Here is a 17067-nt window from a genome sequence, read left to right as displayed (position 1 = left end):
TGCTCAAGAGATGACGACTTCCGCGACCCCCGGAACCGGCCCCACCGAGAACTCCATGCGTCGCGCCCTCAAACGTGCCCGCGACGGCGTCGCCCTCGACGTGGCCGAGGCGGCGGTCCTGCTCCAGGCGCGCGGCGAGGCGCTCACCGGCCTCGCCGCGTCGGCCGCCCGCGTGCGGGACGCGGGTCTCGAGGCGGCGGGCAGGCCCGGCGTCATCACGTACTCGAAGAGCGTCTTCGTCCCCCTGACCCGGCTGTGCCGGGACAAGTGCCACTACTGCACCTTCGCGACCGTGCCGGGCCGGCTGCGCCGCGAAGGGCACGGGATGTTCATGTCCCCCGACGAGGTGCTGGACATCGCCCGCAAGGGCGCCGCCCTCGGCTGCAAGGAAGCCCTCATCACCCTCGGCGACAAACCCGAGGACCGGTGGCCGGAGGCGCGCGAATGGCTCGACGCGCACGGCTACGACGACACGATCGCCTACGTCCGCGCCGTCTCCATCCGCATCCTGGAGGAGACGGGCCTGCTGCCGCACCTCAACCCGGGCGTCATGAGCTGGACGGACTTCCAGCGGCTGAAGCCGGTCGCGCCGAGCATGGGCATGATGCTGGAGACGACGGCGACGCGGCTGTGGTCCGAGCCGGGCGGCCCGCACCACGGCTCCCCGGACAAGGAGCCGGCCGTACGGCTCCGGGTGCTGGAGGACGCCGGCCGCTCCTCCGTGCCCTTCACCTCCGGCCTGCTCATCGGCATCGGCGAGACCTACGAGGAGCGTGCGGAGTCCCTGTTCGCCCTGCGCAAGGTCGCCCGCGCCCACCACGGCATCCAGGAACTGATCATCCAGAACTTCCGCGCCAAGCCGGACACGGCGATGCGCGGCATGCCGGACGCCGAACTGGACGACCTCGTCGCCACCGTCGCCGTCGCCCGGCACATCATGGGCCCCACCGCGTGCCTCCAGGCCCCGCCGAACCTGGTCGACAGCGAGTACGAGCGGCTCATCGGGGCCGGCATCGACGACTGGGGCGGTGTCTCCCCGCTCACCATCGACCACGTCAACCCCGAACGCCCCTGGCCGCAGATCGAGGAGCTGGCGCGCAGGTCCCGGGCGGTGGGTTTCGAGCTGCGCGAACGGCTGTGCGTCTACCCGGAGTTCGTGCGCCGCGGCGAGCCCTGGCTGGACCCGCGGCTGCGCCCGCACGTCGACGCCCTCGCCGACCCGGCGACGGGCCTGGCCCGCCCCGACGCGGTCGTCGAGGGCCGCCCGTGGCAGGAGCCCGACGAGGTCTTCACGGCGACGGGCCGCACCGACCTGCACACGTCCATCGACAGCGAGGGCCGCACGGCCGACCGGCGCGGGGACTTCGACGAGGTCTACGGCGACTGGGAGGCCCTGCGCGAGGCGGCGGCCCCCGGCATGGTGCCGCAGCGCATCGACGCCGACGTGCGCGGAGCACTGCGCACCGCGGCCGACGACCCGACGCGCCTGACCGACGCCGAGGCCCTCGCCCTGTTCCACGCGGACGGCCCGGCGCTGGACGCGCTGTGCCGGGTGGCCGACGACGTCCGCAGGACGGTGAACGGCGACGACGTCACCTACATCGTCACCCGCAACATCAACTTCACCAACGTCTGCTACACCGGCTGCCGGTTCTGCGCCTTCGCGCAGCGCCGCACGGACGCGGACGCGTACACCCTCTCGCTGGAGCAGGTGGCGGACCGCGCGCAGCAGGCGTGGGACGTCGGCGCGGTCGAGGTCTGCATGCAGGGCGGCATCCACCCGGACCTGCCGGGCACGGCGTACTTCGACATCGCCAGGGCGGTGAAGGAACGCGTCCCCGGCATGCACGTGCACGCCTTCTCCCCGATGGAGGTCGTCAACGGCGCGAGCCGGACGGGGCTGTCGGTGCGCGAGTGGCTGACCGCGGCGAAGGAGGCCGGTCTGGACTCCGTCCCCGGTACCGCGGCCGAGATCCTGGACGACGAGGTCCGCTGGGTGCTGACCAAGGGCAAGCTGCCCACGGCCACCTGGATCGAGGTGATCACTACGGCGCACGAGCTGGGCATCCGCTCGTCGTCCACCATGATGTACGGGCATGTGGACCAGCCCCGCCACTGGCTCGGCCACCTGCGCACCCTGGCCGGGATCCAGCGGGAGACGGGCGGCTTCACGGAGTTCGTGACGTTGCCCTTCATCCACACGAACGCGCCCGTCTACCTGGCGGGCATCGCCCGCCCGGGCCCGACGACGCGGGACAACCGGGCGGTGACCGCGATGGCCCGCCTGCTGCTGCACCCGTGGATCCCCAACATCCAGACGAGCTGGGTGAAGCTGGGCACGGAGGGGGCGGCGGAGATGCTGCGCTCCGGCGCGAACGACCTGGGCGGCACGCTCATGGAGGAGACCATCTCCCGGATGGCGGGCTCCTCCTACGGCTCGTACAAGTCGGTCCGCGACCTGGTGGCGGTGGCGGAGGCGGCCGGCCGGCCGGCGAAACCGCGCACCACCCTGTACGGCGAGGTCCCCGGGGAGCGGCAGCGGGCGGCCGAGGCGTCCGACGGGCACCTGCCGGAACTGCTGCCCGTCCTGGACTGAGTACGATGATCCGACCCCCGATCCCAGAAGGGGCCCCGTAGCGGAGGAGATGCGTACCCGTGGCTGCCCTACTGCCCTCGTGGGCCTGGGTCACCGGTCTGACGGCGGGGGCGACCGCGGTCGTCATCGCCCTCGCCGTGCAGGCGGACCACGCGCCGCATCCCACGGCAGCGGCCCGGCCCGGCCCCTCGGCGTCGGCGAGCGCCCACGCCTCCCCGACCCCGAAGGCACCGGCCGCGCCCGCCCTGCCGGACGCGTCCGGCGAGGGCCGCCGGATCGTCTACTCGCTCGGCGCGAAGCGGGTGTGGCTGGTCGACGCGACCGGCCGGGCCGGCCGCACCTTCCCGGTGTGGCCGGGCACGGTCGACCCTCGGCCCGGCCGCTACTCGGTCACCCTGCGCACCCAGTCCCTCAAGGGCTCGGACGGCGTGGAGATCGAGCACGTCATGTACTTCACCAAGGCGTCCGGCGTGAACATCGCCTTCTCCAACGCCCTGGACGGCGCCTCGCCGCCGCCCGCGAACGGCCAGAAGCTGGGCGGCATACGCATGCACAAGGAGGACGGCGCCGCGCTGTGGGCCTTCGGCGACCAGGGCACCAGGGTCGCGGTCGTCAACTAGCGTCCGGCCGCCCGTCGCCGGGCAGGTGGTTGACGATGAGGGCGACCCCGCTGATCAGGAACACCCGCGTCGCCGCGTCCAGTCCGTTCCAGCTCTTCGACTGCCACATGGCGAACCACTCGCCGCCGATCGCGATGAACCCGGCACCGAAGAGCAGCAGCAGCATCAGCAGCCCGTAGGTGGACACGCGCCGCGCGAGACCGTGCCGCCCCCGCGCCCAGAGGTACGTGCCCCACACCAGGAGGACGGCCGCCACCGTCTCCCACGCGATGATCAGGACGTAGGCGGTGTCCTGGAGGCCGGTGCTCGTGATGGCCCGCCACATCAGGGCGTCGTCCCGGAATGTCGTGTCCATCGCCAATACATGCCGTACGAACTGCTGGTTCGTGCCGAAGTCGGTGATGTTCCCGACGGCCACCAGGGCGATGTACAGGGCGAGGATGCCGGTCACGATGCCGGCCGCGGTACTGGCGGTGCGCGAGGGGCGCGCGGTCATGTCCATGGCTGGCATCTTGCCCGACCGCGGGCGGCTCACGTGGGGGTGCCGCGATCCCCGCGCACGGAATGCGCCACCCCGCGCCGCCCCCGTCCCCTTCGGCCCGCTTCGCCCCGCTGAACGCACCGTCCCCGGTCGATTACAGTGCCTAGCGTCGTACGGATGGACGGTGCCGTGAGGAGGCCTGGTGGGTGCGACGTCCGGCGCCGTCTGGGGCCGTGCCGAACAGCAGGACTTCCGCAGCAGGGTGCGCGGCACCCTCCTCGGCACCGCCGTGGGCGACGCGCTGGGCGGCCCGGCGGACGCGCTGTCCCTGGACGAGATCCGGGCGGCCTACGGCCCCGAGGGGCTGCTCGACCTCGCCTTCGGACACGGGCGGCGGGGCACGGTCACCCACCACACCCAGCTGACCCTGTTCACCGTCGACGGGCTGATACGCGCCCAGGTGCGCCGTGACACCGGCACCTGGCACCCGCCGACCGACCTGCACCGGGCGTACCGGCGCTGGGCCGCCACCCAGACCGACTGGGGGCCCGACGAACGCCGCCAGGACGACGGGTGGCTGGCCCGCGAGGAGTGGCTCTACGCCCGCCGCGAGCCGACCCGGGCGCTGCTCATCGGGTTCGGCGACGCCGCCATGGGCACGTTGGAGCGGCCCAAGAACCCCGGTGAACTCGGGCCGGAGGCCGTCGCCCGGTCGACGCCGTTCGGACTGCTGGTCGGCTGGGAACCGCAGCTCGTCGTCCAGTTGGCGGTGGAGTGCGCGGCCCAGAGCCACGGCCACGCCCTCGCATGTCTGTCGGCGGGCGCGTACGCCGTGATCGTGCACGGGCTGGCCCGGGGCGAGAGCCTGGACGGCGCCGTACGGGGAGCCCTCGGCCTGCTCGCCGCCCGCCCCGGCCACCAGCCGGTCACGGACGCCCTCCGGCACGCCCTCGGCGCCGTACGGCAGGGCGTCCCGGGCCCGGACCGGGTGGAGGAGCTGGCCGGGGACGGCACGGCGGACGGGCTGCTGGCCGCGGCCGTGTACTGCGCGCTGGTCGGGGAGGACGTACGGCACGGGCTGTGCCTGGCGGTGAACCAGAGCGGCCCCTCGGCCGCCGCGGGCGCCCTGACCGGTGGCCTCCTCGGCGCCCTGCACGGCGAGACGGCCCTCCCCCCGGCCTGGCTGGCCGAGCTGGAGGGCCGCCCGACGATGCTGGAACTCGCCGACGACTTCGCGATGGAGATGACCCAGGGCCCCGCCCTGCACGGGCCCGCCGGCTCGTCCCCGGGCTGGCTGGCCCGGTACCCGAGGGCGTGAGCCGGCCCCGTGCTCCCCGACGCGGCGGCACGCCCTACGGCGCCCCCACCACGTCGTCCCCCGCCGCGGCCGGCGCCGGCACCGCCGCCACCGCGTCCCCGTCCGTGTTGACCTTCTCGATGACGGCCAGCCGCTCCGGGGTGTCCTCCGGCTTCAGGTGGCCGATCAGGACGTACAGGACCAGGGAGACCGCCAGCGGCACCGAGACCTGGTACTGGAGCGGAACGCCGCCGTCGATGTTCCAGTTGACCGGGTAGTTGACCAGCCAGAAGGCCAGCAGGCCCGCCGCCCAGCCGGTGAGGGCCGCCGTCGGGCCGGAGCGGCGGAACGGGCGGAGCAGACCGAGCATCATCGGGATCGCGATCGGCCCCATCAGACCGGCCACCCACTTGATGACCACCGTGATGATGTCCTTGAACGCGGGCGAGTTGACCTGCGTGGCCACCGCCATGGACAGGCCGAGGAAGACGACCGTGGTCACCCGGGCCGCGACCAGCCCCGACCGCTCGCCCCACGCCCGTGCCCGCGCCGACAGCACCGGCGCCACGTCCCGGGTGAACACCGCCGAGATCGCGTTGGCGTCGGAGGAGCACATGGCCATGGTGTGCGAGAAGAAACCGACGATGACCAGGCCCAGCAGGCCGTGCGGCAGCAGCTGTTCGGTCATCAGCGCGTAGGAGTCGGAGCCGTCCGGCTTCCGCGCGTGGACCAGCAGCGGGGACATCCACATCGGGAAGAACAGGACCACCGGCCAGACCAGCCACAGGATCGCCGACAGCCGGGCCGAGCGCTCGGCCTCGCGCGCGCTGCCCGTCGCCATGTAGCGCTGGGCCTGGTTGAGCATGCCGCCGTTGTACTCGAAGAGCTTGATGAACAGGAACGCCAGCAGGAACACCGTGGTGTACGGGCCGATCAGCGGCTTGCCGTGGCCGTGCAGGGCCGGCTGGTCCCAGGCGTCGAGGAAGCCGATGTGCCGGTCGCCGAGCTTCATCACGACCGCGACGAACATGGAGACACCGGCCATCAACTGGATGACGAACTGGCCGAGTTCGGTCAGCGCGTCCGCCCACAGCCCGCCGATCGTGCAGTAGACCGCCGTGATGGCGCCGGTGATCAGGATGCCCTGGTTCAGCGACACGCCCGTGAACACCGACAGCAGGGTGGAGATCGCCGCCCACTTCGCGCCGACGTCCACGATCTTCAGCAGCATGCCGGACCAGGCGAGCGCCTGCTGGGTGCGCAGGTCGTACCGGTTCTTCAGGTACTCGAGGGGCGAAGCCACATGAAGCCGGGAGCGCAGCCGGTTGACCCGCGGCGCGAACAGTTTCGAGCCGATGGCGATGCCGAACGCGATGGGGAAGGACCAGGTGACGAACGAGGTGACGCCGTAGGTGTAGGCGATGCCCGCGTACCCGGTGAACATCACCGCGCTGTAGCCCGACATGTGGTGCGAGATGCCGGACAGCCACCAGGGCATCCTGCCGCCGGCCGTGAAGAAGTCCGAGACGTTGTCCACGCGTTTGTGCGACCAGACACCGATCGCGACCATCACGCCGAAGTAGCCGATGAGCACGGCCCAGTCGAGACTGTTCATGTGCCCGATCGTGGGTCCGAGCACATGAACACGACAAGCGAGCGGTCGGTCAAGTCGAGGTAAAATCGTCCGCGATATTGACCTGAGTTCACTCACATGAACGCAATGGGGGCAGTCCAGCCCGGAAACGCCAACGGCCCGGCACCGCGCCACCACGGCGCGGGCCGGACCGCTCACGAGCGACCGCGGGACCTGGGTTCAGGCAGGCGGACGGACCCCTGCGCGGCCCACCGCCCCGGCCCTCACGGCCTCTTCAGCTCGTCCGGACACGGCGTACCGCGCGGCAGCTGATACGGCGCGGCCAGCCGGTACGTCCCGGTGTGCGGCGCCAGCAACACCGTCCACCGGTCCCCGTTCGCGTCCTCCGGCGTCTGCATCAGACACCCGTCGACGTTGCGGTACGTCTTCGGTGCGTCCGGGGACGGCTGCGGCGGCCGCACACTCTTGCCGTGCTCGTCGACGACGCTCAGCCACGGCGAGTACGGGATCCGGATCAGGATCCGCCCCGCCCTGCGCACCTCCAGCGTCATCTCCCCCTGCTCGGCCCGGTCCACCACCGCGTTCGGCTCGGCCAGCGGCGCCGGATCGGTCACCTTGAACAGCTGCCAGTTGGCGTCGCCCCAGACCTGCTCCAGATACGGCATCCCGCGCCGCAGCAGCTCCCGCTCGCGCTCACCGCCGTCCCCGTCCGGGTTGTCCCGGGGCAGCACCACGAAGTGGACGGCCCACCGCTGGAGCCACTCGTGGTAGTTCGCCGAGTTGAGCGTGTCGTCGTAGAAGAGCGGGTTGCGCTCCATGTCGGCCTGCCGGTTCCAGCCGCGGGCCAGGTTCACGTACGGGGCGAGGGCCGAGGCCTCGCGGTGGGAGCGGGCCGGGACCACCTCGACGCGGCCCTTCTCGGCGCCCGCCTTCTGCAACTCGTGGACCAGCGGCGCCAGCTCCCGCGCCCAGGACGCGGCCGGCGTCGTGTGGATGATGTCGTCCACCGTCTTGAAACCGAGCCAGCCGGTGAAGCCGAGCAGCGCGAGCACGGTCAGGTACCACGGACGCGACTTGCGCACCGTGTACGGCAGCACGGCGATCAGCGTCGCACCCGCGAACAGCATCGGCAGCCGGGAGATGTTCGACCCGATCTGCGAGTTGATCAGCCACACCAGGACGACACCGAGGCTGTAGACCGCCGCCGTCAGCCGGACGGTCACCCACTCCTTCGGCGCCAGGAACAGGCACAGCAGGCCGTACAGCAGCGGCAGGATCACCGAGCCGATGGCCATCGGCTGGGTGCCGGAGAACGGGAACAGCCAGGCCGACACCGCGACCACCGCCGTCGGCGCGAGCCCCAGCGCCCACGCGCCCGGCCGTCGCTTCTGGAGGAACAGCGCCGCCGCGACCAGACCCACGAACAGCCCCGCGACCGGCGACGCCATCGTGGCGAGCGCGGCCAGCGGGGCGGCGACCAGCGCCTTCGCCCAGCGTTTGAACCGCCACCGGTGCGGCCAGCAGAACACGGCCGCGACCGCGCCGAGCGCGAACATCATGCCGAGCCCGAAGGTGACCCGCCCGGAGATCGCGTTGCACAGGAACGCGACGACCCCGGCGAGCGAGGCCCACAACGGGTTCCGCACCCCCCGGCTGCGGATCAGCACCAGCGTCAGCAGACCCGCCGACACCGTCCCCGCGATCATCATCGTCGTACGGACACCGAGGACCGACATCAGATACGGCGACACCACGCTGTACGACACCGGGTGCATGCCCCCGTACCAGGCGAGGTTGTACGCCGAGTCCGGGTGCCGGCCGACGAACTCCGCCCAGGCGTCCTGCGCCGCGAGATCGCCACCACTGTTCGCGAACGTGAAGAACCAGATGATGTGCAGCACACCCGACAGCGCGGTGAGCGACAGCACCGGGTGCCGCAGCATCCGCTGCCTGAGGGCCTCGACGGCACCGGACGGGGTCCTCCCCGCCTGCGCCCCGGCGGCGGACCCGCCCGCGACGGTCGGCTCCGCACCGGGCGGCTGCGCGCCGGGCGTCTCCGCGTCAGTCGCCGGCCGGCGTATTCGCGGCCCGGGCCCCGGGCCCGGATCGGTGCTGTCGGCGCGTGTCGGCTCCACTGTGGCCACCTGAAGGCACTCCCCGTGTCCCGTCTTCTGTTCTCGGCCGCTTTCCACGGTGGTCCCGGCCGCTTCCCGTCCAGTTCGCCGTCGTGTCCCCCGACCGGCGGCCTGCCCCGATTCGCGACGCTAGCACGCACCCCGCCACGGGGCTCCCGGGCGGGGCTCCGTCGACGGGGTGCGGGCCGGGCCGGCCGGTACGGGTCAGCCGATACGGGTCAGCTTCGCGCCGAGTCCGGGCTCGGCCAGGTTCTTCGCCAGGGCCACCGGAACCTTCACCGCACCGGCCGAGCCGTCCCCGACGGTGAGCGAACCGACCTGGGTGCCGGCCTTCGCGGTGTGCGGCACCGTACCCGAGGTGAAGGACAGGCTCACCTTCAGACCCGACCAGCCGACGGCGGAGACGTCCCTGGTGACCACCACCGGGGTACGGCCGCCGAGCTGGTCGTCCACGTAACCGACCACGTCGCCCTTCTTCAGGATCCTCGACGGGGTCAGCGCCTTCTGGGCGGCGAGCAGCGCGGTCTTGCTGACCTCGTTCGCCGTGGTGAGGATCGGCGGCTTCTGCTGGTCCAGTATGGCGCCGACGACGGTGACCGTCTGCCCGCCGACCTGCTTGCGCGAGGCGAACAGCAGGTTGCCGCCGGCCGCGGTGGTGGTGCCGGTCTTGATGCCGATCGCGCCGATCCGGTACGGCAGCTCGTTGTAGTTGGGCCAGTTGTGGCCGGAGGGGTCCGTCCAGCTGGCCGCGCTGGTGATGTCGACCAGCGCCGGCACCTTCACGACCGCGCGGCCCAGCTTCACCTGGTCCTGGGCCGTCGAGACGGTCGTCTCCTTCAGCCCCGAGGGATCGGTGTACGTCGTCCCGGTCATCCCCAGCTGCCTGGCGGTGGCGTTCATCTTCTTGACGAACGCCGCCTCCGAACCCGCGTCCCAGCGCGCGAGCAGCCGGGCGACGTTGTTGGCGGAGGGGATCATGACGGCCGACAGGGCCTGCTTCTCGGTGAGGTGGTCGCCGGCCTTGACGGTGTTCAGCGTCGACTCACCGTCCTTGTCGTAGCCGCCCTCCTTCTCCGCCTTCGCGTCGACCTTGATCTTCGGACCTTCCTGCCCCCGCTTCAGCGGGTGGTCCCTGAGCACGATGTAGGCCGTCATCGTCTTGGCGACCGAGCCGATGGCCACGGGCGTCTGCTTGCCGAAGTGGCCCATCGTGCCGACGCCGTCCACGTCCACCCAGCCCTGGCCCTCGCCGGGCCAGGGCAGCCGCAGCGCGTCACCGTCGAACGTGTAGCCGTCCTCGGCGGTCAGCGCGAGCGCGGGGGGCGGCAGCGGGCGGAACGCCTGCACCACCGCGACCACGATCACCAGGAGCAGGACCAGGGGCGTCCAGATCTTCACCCGGCGCACCAGGGTACGGACCGGGGTCTCCGGGGGCGGCGGCGTGTTCGTCAGTTCCGCCAGCAGATCCAGCGGGGGCTTCGGCGGCAGGGGCTGCTGAGTGGTCCGCTCGGGGCCGACCTGGGGGACTGTGGTGGTGGCGTCGGAGGCGGCGGTGGGGGCCGGAGCGGCTGCCTCGGGGGCCGTGGCGGGTGCGTTCGCCTTGGCGGCCGGGCGCATGTCGTCCCGCAGCGCGACGAACTTGCTGGTGCGCTCGGACTCCGACTCCGGGGGCTTCGGCTTGCCGCCGAGCTTGAGCATGGTCGTCGGCTGATCGACGGCGGGCTTCTTCGGCCGTACGGCCTTGAAGACGGCGGTCGCCTGATCGAGACCCCCGGCCCCGGCCTCGCCTCCTGCCTCGGCTTCGCCGTCGGCCGGCTCCGATTTCCCACCCGCACCACCCGCGCGGCTCTCGTCGTCGGCTGCGGGTGGCCCCTGCGGGTCCTCCCCGCCGTCGGCGGCCTCGGGCTCGTCGTCGGCGGTGACGGCTTCCGACTCGCCTTCGACGCCGAGGGAGCTTGGCTCGTCCTTGGCGTCGGTAACTGCGGGCTCGCCCTTGGTGGCGGCGGCCTTGGGCTCGTCCTCGGCGTCGCTGGCTGCGGGCCCGGCGTCGGCGGGCTTGGCCTTGGCGGCGGCGGCTTCCGGCCTGTCCTCGGAGTCGGTGGCGTCGTCGTCGGCGGCGTCGGTGGTCTTCGGCTCGTCCTTGGCGGCGCTCGTCGCCGGCCCGTCCTCCGTGCCGGCGGAGACGGCGACGGCGGCCTTCGGCTTCGTTCCGGTGCTGTCCGCCTCGGCCACGTCTTCCGTGGCACCGGCCCGCACGCCGACGGCGTCGGCATCCGCGGCCTCGCCCTTCGAGGCGCTCCTGCTCGCGCCGGCCTGCGCCTTGGCGCCGGGCCGAGCCGTCGTGCCGGCCGTGCCCTCCGTGCGGGTCTTGGGGACGGTGACTTCGGCGTCCGGGGCAGCCTTCGCCTCGGCGGTTCCGGTGGCTTCGGGGGCCGTACCGGTCTTCGCGGCGGTCTTCGCCCGCGACGCGGCCTTCGAGGGCGCCTTGGAAGGGGCCTTCGCGCCGGCCCGGCGCTTCGGGATGGCCTTCGCTTCCGCGTCGGCCTTGGCGCCCGACCGGTCCCCGGCGCCCGCCTCGGCGTCCGCGCCAGCCTTCGCGCCCGCGGCCGTACCCGCGCCCGCGGCCGCGCCTGCGGCGGTCCCGGCCTCCGGGGCGCCCGCCTGCTTGCCCGTGGGGGCCCCGGAGACCGTGTCCTGCCCCCCGGCGCTCGCCGGCAGGCTCTCCGTGCTGGTGGGGTCCGGCTCGGCCGGAGCCGGGGACTTCACGGGGGTGGCGGGGCTGGGCTTCGGGGTCTCGGCGCCGCGGACCCATGCCGACACCGCCGTGCGGAGGTCGTTGTCCTCGTCCGGGGTCGTCGAGGACTCGGCTTCGGGTTCCGCCGGGTCGGTGCCCGCGGTCGGCCGTGCGCCCCGTATCGACAGGACCTTCGTCGCCGTGTCCACCCGGCTGCCGCCGGAGGAATCCTTTTCGCGGGACACCGCGACGCGCGGATCACGCGCCTCGGGAACCGAACCCGCACTCCCCGACGTCGGTTCCGCCGACGACTCGCGCTGCTTCGACCTGTCGGGGGACTCGCCCGCCACCGATGCCTCCTCCATGCGCCGCACGCCCACGGGCGCGCCCTGTCCGAACCATGTACCAGTGTCCTGTGTGAGGACTTGGCCCCTGCGGTAGACGAGAACGACATACGTGCCGGTTCCCTCACGAACCGGTCACGCGCCCTCGACAGACCAATGTGAGAGGGGTCACCCTGTCATTCATCCACGCGGGGAGGCATGGATGGGCAGGAGCCGCAGAACACTTCCGGAGGAGCTTCTGTTGCTCGCACTGGACCCGGCCACGGGTACCACTGCGCAGCCGCAGTCGCTCGACCTCGGTCTGGCCGGTGCACAGCTAGTGGAGCTGGCGCTGGCCGGACGGATAGCCCCAGACGGGGATCGTATCGCCGTGGTGGTACCACGGCCGACAGGAGATCCGACCTTGGACTGCGCGTTGGAGTTGCTGCGAAGGCGTGGCGCTCCGGTACGTGCCGTCCACTGGATCGGCGGGCCACGCCTGGGGCTCCGCCAGACCTACCTCTCGTATCTGGAGAGGTGCGGCATGGTCCATGCCGTGGCCGGCCAGATGTGCGGGGTGCTGCCGACGACGCGTTATCAGGCGACCGACAACGAGATCAGCCGGGAGATCCGAGCCCGGCTGGATTCCGCGATCCGCACCGGCGTACCGCCGGACCCGCGGACCGCGGCGCTCGCCGCGCTGGCGCACGCCGTCGGGCTCGGCAAGCACCTGTATCCGGGGAACGAGGGACGCTCGTCCCGGTCCCGGCTGCGGGACCTGATCCGCCACGACCCCATGGGCGGACTGGTCGCACACGCCGTGATGGACGTGCAGAACGGTGCGGGCGCGCAGCCGCGCCGTGGCCCGACGGCCCCGCCCGGCCGGCAGGCCGCGCCCGGCGTCCGGTCCGCGCCGGAACCCGCACACGGGGTTCCGATGCAGCCGCGCCACGGATCCATGGCGCGTGCCGTGGCCCACTGAGCCGTGACTCCGGTTCCTCCAGACCCGGTTCGGGAGCCGCTGGTCCGAGCGGGGCGGTGAGACCCTTGTGGTCCGCCGCCCCGCTCGGCTGTGTCCGGGTTTCCGCGACGGCACCCCGTGCGCCGCATATCCCTTGTTTCCCAGCGACGGAAAGCGCCTTGGTGGCAGTCTGCTGAACAGCAGATACGGAAAGTCAAGCAACAGGCAGGCAGCCGGAGGTGCACGTCCCGTGGCGTCCAATGTCAATCCCACCGTCAGGCGGCGCCGACTGGGCCAGGAGCTGCGCAGGCTCCGTGAGCTCAAGGGCATGACGGCCGAAGAGGTCGCGGAGCGGCTGCTCGTGTCGCAGTCGAAGATCAGCCGGCTGGAGAACGGCCGCAGGAGCATCAGCCAGCGCGACGTGCGCGATCTGTGCGGGGTGTACGAGGTCGAGGACCAGCGGATCGTCGACTCGCTGATGGAGATGGCCCGGGACTCGCGGCAGCAGGGCTGGTGGCACACCTTCGGGGACATCCCGTACAGCGTGTACATCGGCCTGGAGACCGACGCGGAGTCGCTGCGGGTGTACGAACCCCAGCTCGTCACGGGCCTGTTGCAGACCCGCGCCTACGCCGAGGCGCTGGTGCAGGGGGCGTTGCCGGAGACGTCGACGGCGGAGATCGACAAGCGCGTCGAGGTGCGGATGCGCCGACAGGAACGTATCACCGCGGAGAACAACCCCCTGCGGCTGTGGGTGGTGCTGGACGAGGCCGCCCTGCGCCGGGTCGTGGGCAGCAGGCTGGTGATGCGGGAGCAGCTGGAGCACCTGATGGAGATGTCCCAGCTGCCGCACGTCACCGTGCAGGTGCTGCCCTTCGAGGTGGGCGCGCATCCGGGGCTCAACGGCCAGTACGCGATCCTGGAGTTCGCCGACGCGGCCGACTCCAGCGTGGTGTACCTGGAGGGCGTCACGAGCGACCTGTACCTGGAGAAGGCGCAGGACGTGCAGAAGTACGCCGTGATGTACGAACATCTGCGGGCACAGTCCCTCAATGTGGAAGCTTCCCGGCAGTACATCGCGAAGGTGGCGAAAGGGTACGCCGACTGAGGCCTTCCCTGTGAAGGCGCCGGATCGTACACCACCGGTCCACTCCAGTGGAAGAGTTGCCCGGAATATGCCATCCGGTCGAGTGAACGGCTCCTCCGGCGGCGGCAGTTGCCCGGTAGCGTCGATCACGCCAAGCAGCCGACATGGTTGGCGTGAACCGCACTACCGCAACTCGCAACAGGAGTGGACATGGCACTGATTCAGGGCGCTTCGGAGACGTGGATGAAGTCTTCGTATTCCGCGGGCAACGGCGCGTGCGTCGAGGTCAAGTCGCCCACCGCCGCCGAACTCGCCGTCCGCGACTCCAAGGACCTCCAGGGCCCGGTCCTGGCGTTCCCTGCCACCGCGTGGAACGCCTTCGTGGCCTCCGTCAAGGCGTGAGGGGTTCTCCCTGACCCTGACCCGACAACTGCACAGCTCAAGAGCCCCAACAGCACCGAAGCAGCACGAGCGCCAAAGCATCACAGCACCACCAGCACCACCAGCGTCACCGGAAGAGCCCTCTCGACCAGTCGCCGTCCTAGCCGAGAGGGCTCACGCCTTTCCCCGCAGGCTCACAGGGTCCACAGGCTCCGCACGGACTCCGCCCCTCGTACGGGGCCCGGTGCGGCTCAGCTCACCGGGAAGGCGACGTCGCAGACCGGATCGTCGGCCCCCGCCGCCTCCCAGTCCGCGAAGTACACCTCCCGGCAGGGCCCCGCGATCCGCAGCCCCTGCCCGGCGACCCACCGCTCCACCGCCTCGAACGCGGCCAGGATCTGCGGATGCGCCACCTGCGCCTTGGTGACCCGGGTGCGAGCCAGCCGGGCCGCCGGCTGCACCCGCACCCCCGTCTCCAGGGCCCGCCCGTGCCGCCCGGCCCACGCCCGGGCCGCCACCTCGTCCGCCACGGGCACGCAGCACTCTGCCGGTCCGTCGCTGTCCATCGACACCTCGGAGTGGTAGACCACGAACGGCGGCCCGGTGACGCCGCCGCACTCCCGCGCGGCGCCCTCCAGCCGCCCCAGCGACGTCCCGATCCAGGTCGGCAGCTCGTCCGCCAGCGTGTGCCGCGACTCGGTGATCAGCACCTGCTCCGGCACGTCCACGGTCTCGATCACGAACTTGTCGTACATCTCGGAGTTCCTCCCCGACAGCCGTCCACGGAGGTACTCGGCGAGGGTCCGCTGCCCGGCCAGCCGGGCCTCCACGTCCGCCCAGTAGGCGCCGAGCGACTCGGCGGCCCGAACGCCCTCCGCCCCGGTCACCTCGGCGATCCGGGCGAGCGGCATGTCCAGCCGCCGTAGCAGGGCCACCAGCCGCGCGTGTTCCACCTGGCCGGCGCGGTAGTAGCGGTAGCCACTGGCCTCGTCGACGTGGGCCGGGGCCAGCAGGCCCAGCCGGTCGTACAGCCGCAGCGCCTTGGCCGACAGCCGGGCCCGCGCGGCGAACGCACCGATGCCGAGCAGTTCCTCGTCCACGCCGCGGGCCTCCTCGCTCACCGGCTCGGCCGACGGGGCGCCCGAGCCGGTGCCGGGGCCCCGAGCGTGCTCGGCCCTTCCGGACGTCGCGCGCTCGCGCCCCGTCACCGACGGGCCCCGACGGCTCCCTCACTCCTCCGTCACCGGGCGGTTCCGTTCCGCCCGGCACGCAGGACGCTCGTCCCTGCCCCTGGGGCAAGGTCAAGCCGTGCTCAGCCGAGCTGCGCCTCGATCGCGGCGGTGACGGCGTCCGAGTCCGGCTCGGTCTGCGGCGAGAACCGCGCGACGACCTGGCCGTCCCGCCCGATCAGGAACTTCTCGAAGTTCCAGCGGATGTCCCCGCTGTGCCCCTCGGCATCGGCGAAACCGACCAGCCGCTCGTACAGCGGGTGCCGGCCCGCGCCGTTCACGTCCACCTTCTCGGTCAGCGGGAAGGTCACGCCGTACGTCGCCGAGCAGAACTCCGCGATCTCCTCGGCGCTGCCGGGCTCCTGCCCGAGGAACTGGTTGCAGGGCACGCCCAGCACGGTGAAGCCCCGCTCGGCGTACCGCTCCTGGAGCTTCTCCAGCCCCGTGTACTGCGGGGTCAGCCCGCACTTCGAGGCCACGTTCACGATGAGCACGGCCTTGCCCGCGAACCGCGGCAGATCGGCGGAGCCACCCTGGAGGGCCCCGATCTCGACGTCCAGCACGGAGCTGTTGTGGTCAGTAGTCGTCATGGGCGGATGCTAGCCCCTGCGCTACGGCCGCCCGTCACTCTCCTGCGCCCGAGCGGGAGCCGGAGCCGGGACCGAGTCCGGAGCCGGGGCGGGAGCCGGAGCGGGAGCCGGGACCGAGACCGGAGCCGGGGCCGGAGCCGGGACGGCCTGGTCCTTGGCCTCCCGGGTCACACCGCGGTCGGCGTCGATCTTCTGCGCGGCCCGGTCGAAGTACCGCAGCAGTTCCACCGGGAACGGCATCACTAGCGTGGAGTTCTTCTCGGCGGCCACCTCGACGACGGTCTGCAACAGCCGCAACTGCATCGCCTCGGGAGTGTCCGACATGATCCGGGACGCGTTGGCGAGCTGCTGCGCGGCCTGGAACTCACCGTCCGCGGTGATGACCCGGGCCCGCCGCTCCCGCTCGGCCTCGGCCTGCCGCGACATGGACCGCTTGAGCGACTCCGGCAGCTGTACGTCCTTGATCTCGACCCGGTCGATGTGGACACCCCACCCGGCGGCCGGGCTGTCGATCATCAGGGCCAGCCCCTCGTGCAGCCGCTCCCGGTCACTGAGCAGGTCGTCCAGGTCGCTCTTGCCGATGATGGACCGCAGGGAGGACTGGGCGACCTGCCCGACCGCGAAGACGTAATCCTGCACCTCGATGGCCGCGCGCACCGGGTCGGTGACCCGGAAGTAGACGACGGCGTCGACCTTCACCGACACGTTGTCCCGGGTGATGCCCTCCTGCGTCGGCACGGGCATCGTCACGATCTGCACGTTCACCTTGCGCATCCGGTCGGCGAACGGGATCAGGAAGGTGATGCCGGGCTGCCGGTGGCTCGGCAGCGCCTTCCCCCAGCGGAACACCACCCCGCGCTCCACCTGGTTGACGACCCGCATGCCGCCCCTCAGCACGAGCAGCAGAACCCCGACCACGACCACCACTGCCACGACGGTGCCTTCCACGGCACTCCCCTCTCCGACGCGATCCGGACAACGGGAAGGACACCGCGACGGGGGCCGGTGGATCCGGCCCGGGCGTCAGGAAAGCGTCAAG

13 protein-coding genes are annotated in these 17067 nt (G+C 72.0%); 6 read left to right on the top strand and 7 right to left on the bottom strand.

Going from position 1 to position 17067, the window contains the following annotated elements:
- The first annotated feature begins 10 nt into the window (after positions 1-10).
- Both AB0F03_RS06430 and AB0F03_RS06425 read left to right on the top strand, forming a co-directional pair.
- Complete coding sequence (locus AB0F03_RS06430; protein WP_361987106.1) at positions 11-2596, top strand: bifunctional FO biosynthesis protein CofGH; 2586 nt, start codon at positions 11-13, stop codon at positions 2594-2596.
- 59 nt (positions 2597-2655) lie between these two features.
- The gene (locus tag AB0F03_RS06425; RefSeq protein WP_361987104.1) at positions 2656-3216 is read left to right on the top strand and encodes a hypothetical protein; all 561 of its coding nucleotides are present in this window, start codon (positions 2656-2658) and stop codon (positions 3214-3216) included.
- On the opposite strand, the gene AB0F03_RS06420 is transcribed toward AB0F03_RS06425, so the two are convergent.
- On the bottom strand, positions 3209-3712 hold the full coding sequence (locus tag AB0F03_RS06420) for a DUF2165 domain-containing protein (RefSeq protein ID WP_361987499.1): 504 nt from the start codon (positions 3710-3712) through the stop codon (positions 3209-3211). The two genes, AB0F03_RS06425 and AB0F03_RS06420, sit on opposite strands and share 8 nt — an antisense overlap.
- 187 nt (positions 3713-3899) lie before the next feature.
- Here AB0F03_RS06420 and AB0F03_RS06415 point away from each other — a divergent pair, with 187 nt between their 5' ends.
- Positions 3900-5015, top strand: coding sequence for an ADP-ribosylglycohydrolase family protein (locus tag AB0F03_RS06415; RefSeq protein WP_361987102.1), 1116 nt, complete (start codon positions 3900-3902; stop codon positions 5013-5015).
- 34 nt (positions 5016-5049) lie between these two features.
- Here AB0F03_RS06415 and AB0F03_RS06410 read toward each other — a convergent pair whose 3' ends face one another.
- The 3 genes from AB0F03_RS06410 to AB0F03_RS06400 all read right to left on the bottom strand — a co-directional run bounded on the left by AB0F03_RS06410 (position 5050) and on the right by AB0F03_RS06400 (position 11807).
- Positions 5050-6609, bottom strand: coding sequence for a sodium:solute symporter family protein (locus AB0F03_RS06410; RefSeq protein ID WP_361987100.1), 1560 nt, complete (start codon positions 6607-6609; stop codon positions 5050-5052).
- Between the two features lie 242 nt (positions 6610-6851).
- Positions 6852-8732, bottom strand: a complete 1881-nt coding sequence (locus AB0F03_RS06405; protein WP_361987098.1) for an MFS transporter — start codon at positions 8730-8732, stop codon at positions 6852-6854.
- A gap of 195 nt (positions 8733-8927) precedes the next feature.
- Entirely contained in the window at positions 8928-11807 is a 2880-nt protein-coding gene (locus tag AB0F03_RS06400; protein WP_361987096.1) for a D-alanyl-D-alanine carboxypeptidase, read from the bottom strand.
- A gap of 196 nt (positions 11808-12003) precedes the next feature.
- Here AB0F03_RS06400 and AB0F03_RS06395 point away from each other — a divergent pair, with 196 nt between their 5' ends.
- The 3 genes from AB0F03_RS06395 to AB0F03_RS06385 all read left to right on the top strand — a co-directional run bounded on the left by AB0F03_RS06395 (position 12004) and on the right by AB0F03_RS06385 (position 14230).
- Entirely contained in the window at positions 12004-12762 is a 759-nt protein-coding gene (locus AB0F03_RS06395) for a GPP34 family phosphoprotein (protein ID WP_361987094.1), read from the top strand.
- Positions 12763-12991: 229 nt separating this feature from the next.
- Positions 12992-13849, top strand: coding sequence for a helix-turn-helix transcriptional regulator (locus AB0F03_RS06390; protein WP_361987092.1), 858 nt, complete (start codon positions 12992-12994; stop codon positions 13847-13849).
- A 189-nt stretch (positions 13850-14038) separates the two neighbouring features.
- Positions 14039-14230, top strand: a complete 192-nt coding sequence (locus tag AB0F03_RS06385; RefSeq protein WP_121788261.1) for a DUF397 domain-containing protein — start codon at positions 14039-14041, stop codon at positions 14228-14230.
- A gap of 230 nt (positions 14231-14460) precedes the next feature.
- Here AB0F03_RS06385 and AB0F03_RS06380 read toward each other — a convergent pair whose 3' ends face one another.
- The 3 genes from AB0F03_RS06380 to AB0F03_RS06370 form a co-directional block, all read right to left on the bottom strand.
- Positions 14461-15309 carry a MerR family transcriptional regulator gene (locus tag AB0F03_RS06380; protein ID WP_361987090.1) on the bottom strand — a complete coding sequence of 283 codons (849 nt, stop codon included), beginning with the start codon at positions 15307-15309 and terminating at the stop codon, positions 14461-14463.
- Between the two features lie 212 nt (positions 15310-15521).
- Positions 15522-16028: a glutathione peroxidase gene (locus AB0F03_RS06375; protein WP_361987088.1), complete on the bottom strand. Its 507-nt coding sequence runs from the start codon at positions 16026-16028 to the stop codon at positions 15522-15524.
- A 21-nt stretch (positions 16029-16049) separates the two neighbouring features.
- The gene (locus AB0F03_RS06370; protein WP_361987087.1) at positions 16050-16976 is read right to left on the bottom strand and encodes a slipin family protein; all 927 of its coding nucleotides are present in this window, start codon (positions 16974-16976) and stop codon (positions 16050-16052) included.
- Between the last annotated feature and the right edge of the window lie 91 nt (positions 16977-17067).

The organism is Streptomyces sp. NPDC028722 (assembly GCF_040637655.1).
GTDB lineage: Bacteria > Actinomycetota > Actinomycetes > Streptomycetales > Streptomycetaceae > Streptomyces.
Note: the sequence above shows the minus strand (reverse complement) of the source record. Positions and strands in the feature narration are given on the sequence as shown.

Bases quoted from the DNA above. Each gene is read 5' to 3' on its own strand.
- AB0F03_RS06430 (WP_361987106.1), top strand. From the start codon at position 11: ATGACGACTTCCGCGACCCCCGGAACCGGCCCCACCGAGAACTCCATG.
- AB0F03_RS06420 (WP_361987499.1), bottom strand. From the start codon at position 3,712: ATGACCGCGCGCCCCTCGCGCACCGCCAGTACCGCGGCCGGCATCGTG.
- AB0F03_RS06395 (WP_361987094.1), top strand. From the start codon at position 12,004: ATGGGCAGGAGCCGCAGAACACTTCCGGAGGAGCTTCTGTTGCTCGCA.
- AB0F03_RS06410 (WP_361987100.1), bottom strand. From the start codon at position 6,609: ATGAACAGTCTCGACTGGGCCGTGCTCATCGGCTACTTCGGCGTGATG.
- AB0F03_RS06375 (WP_361987088.1), bottom strand. From the start codon at position 16,028: ATGACGACTACTGACCACAACAGCTCCGTGCTGGACGTCGAGATCGGG.
- AB0F03_RS06385 (WP_121788261.1), top strand. From the start codon at position 14,039: ATGGCACTGATTCAGGGCGCTTCGGAGACGTGGATGAAGTCTTCGTAT.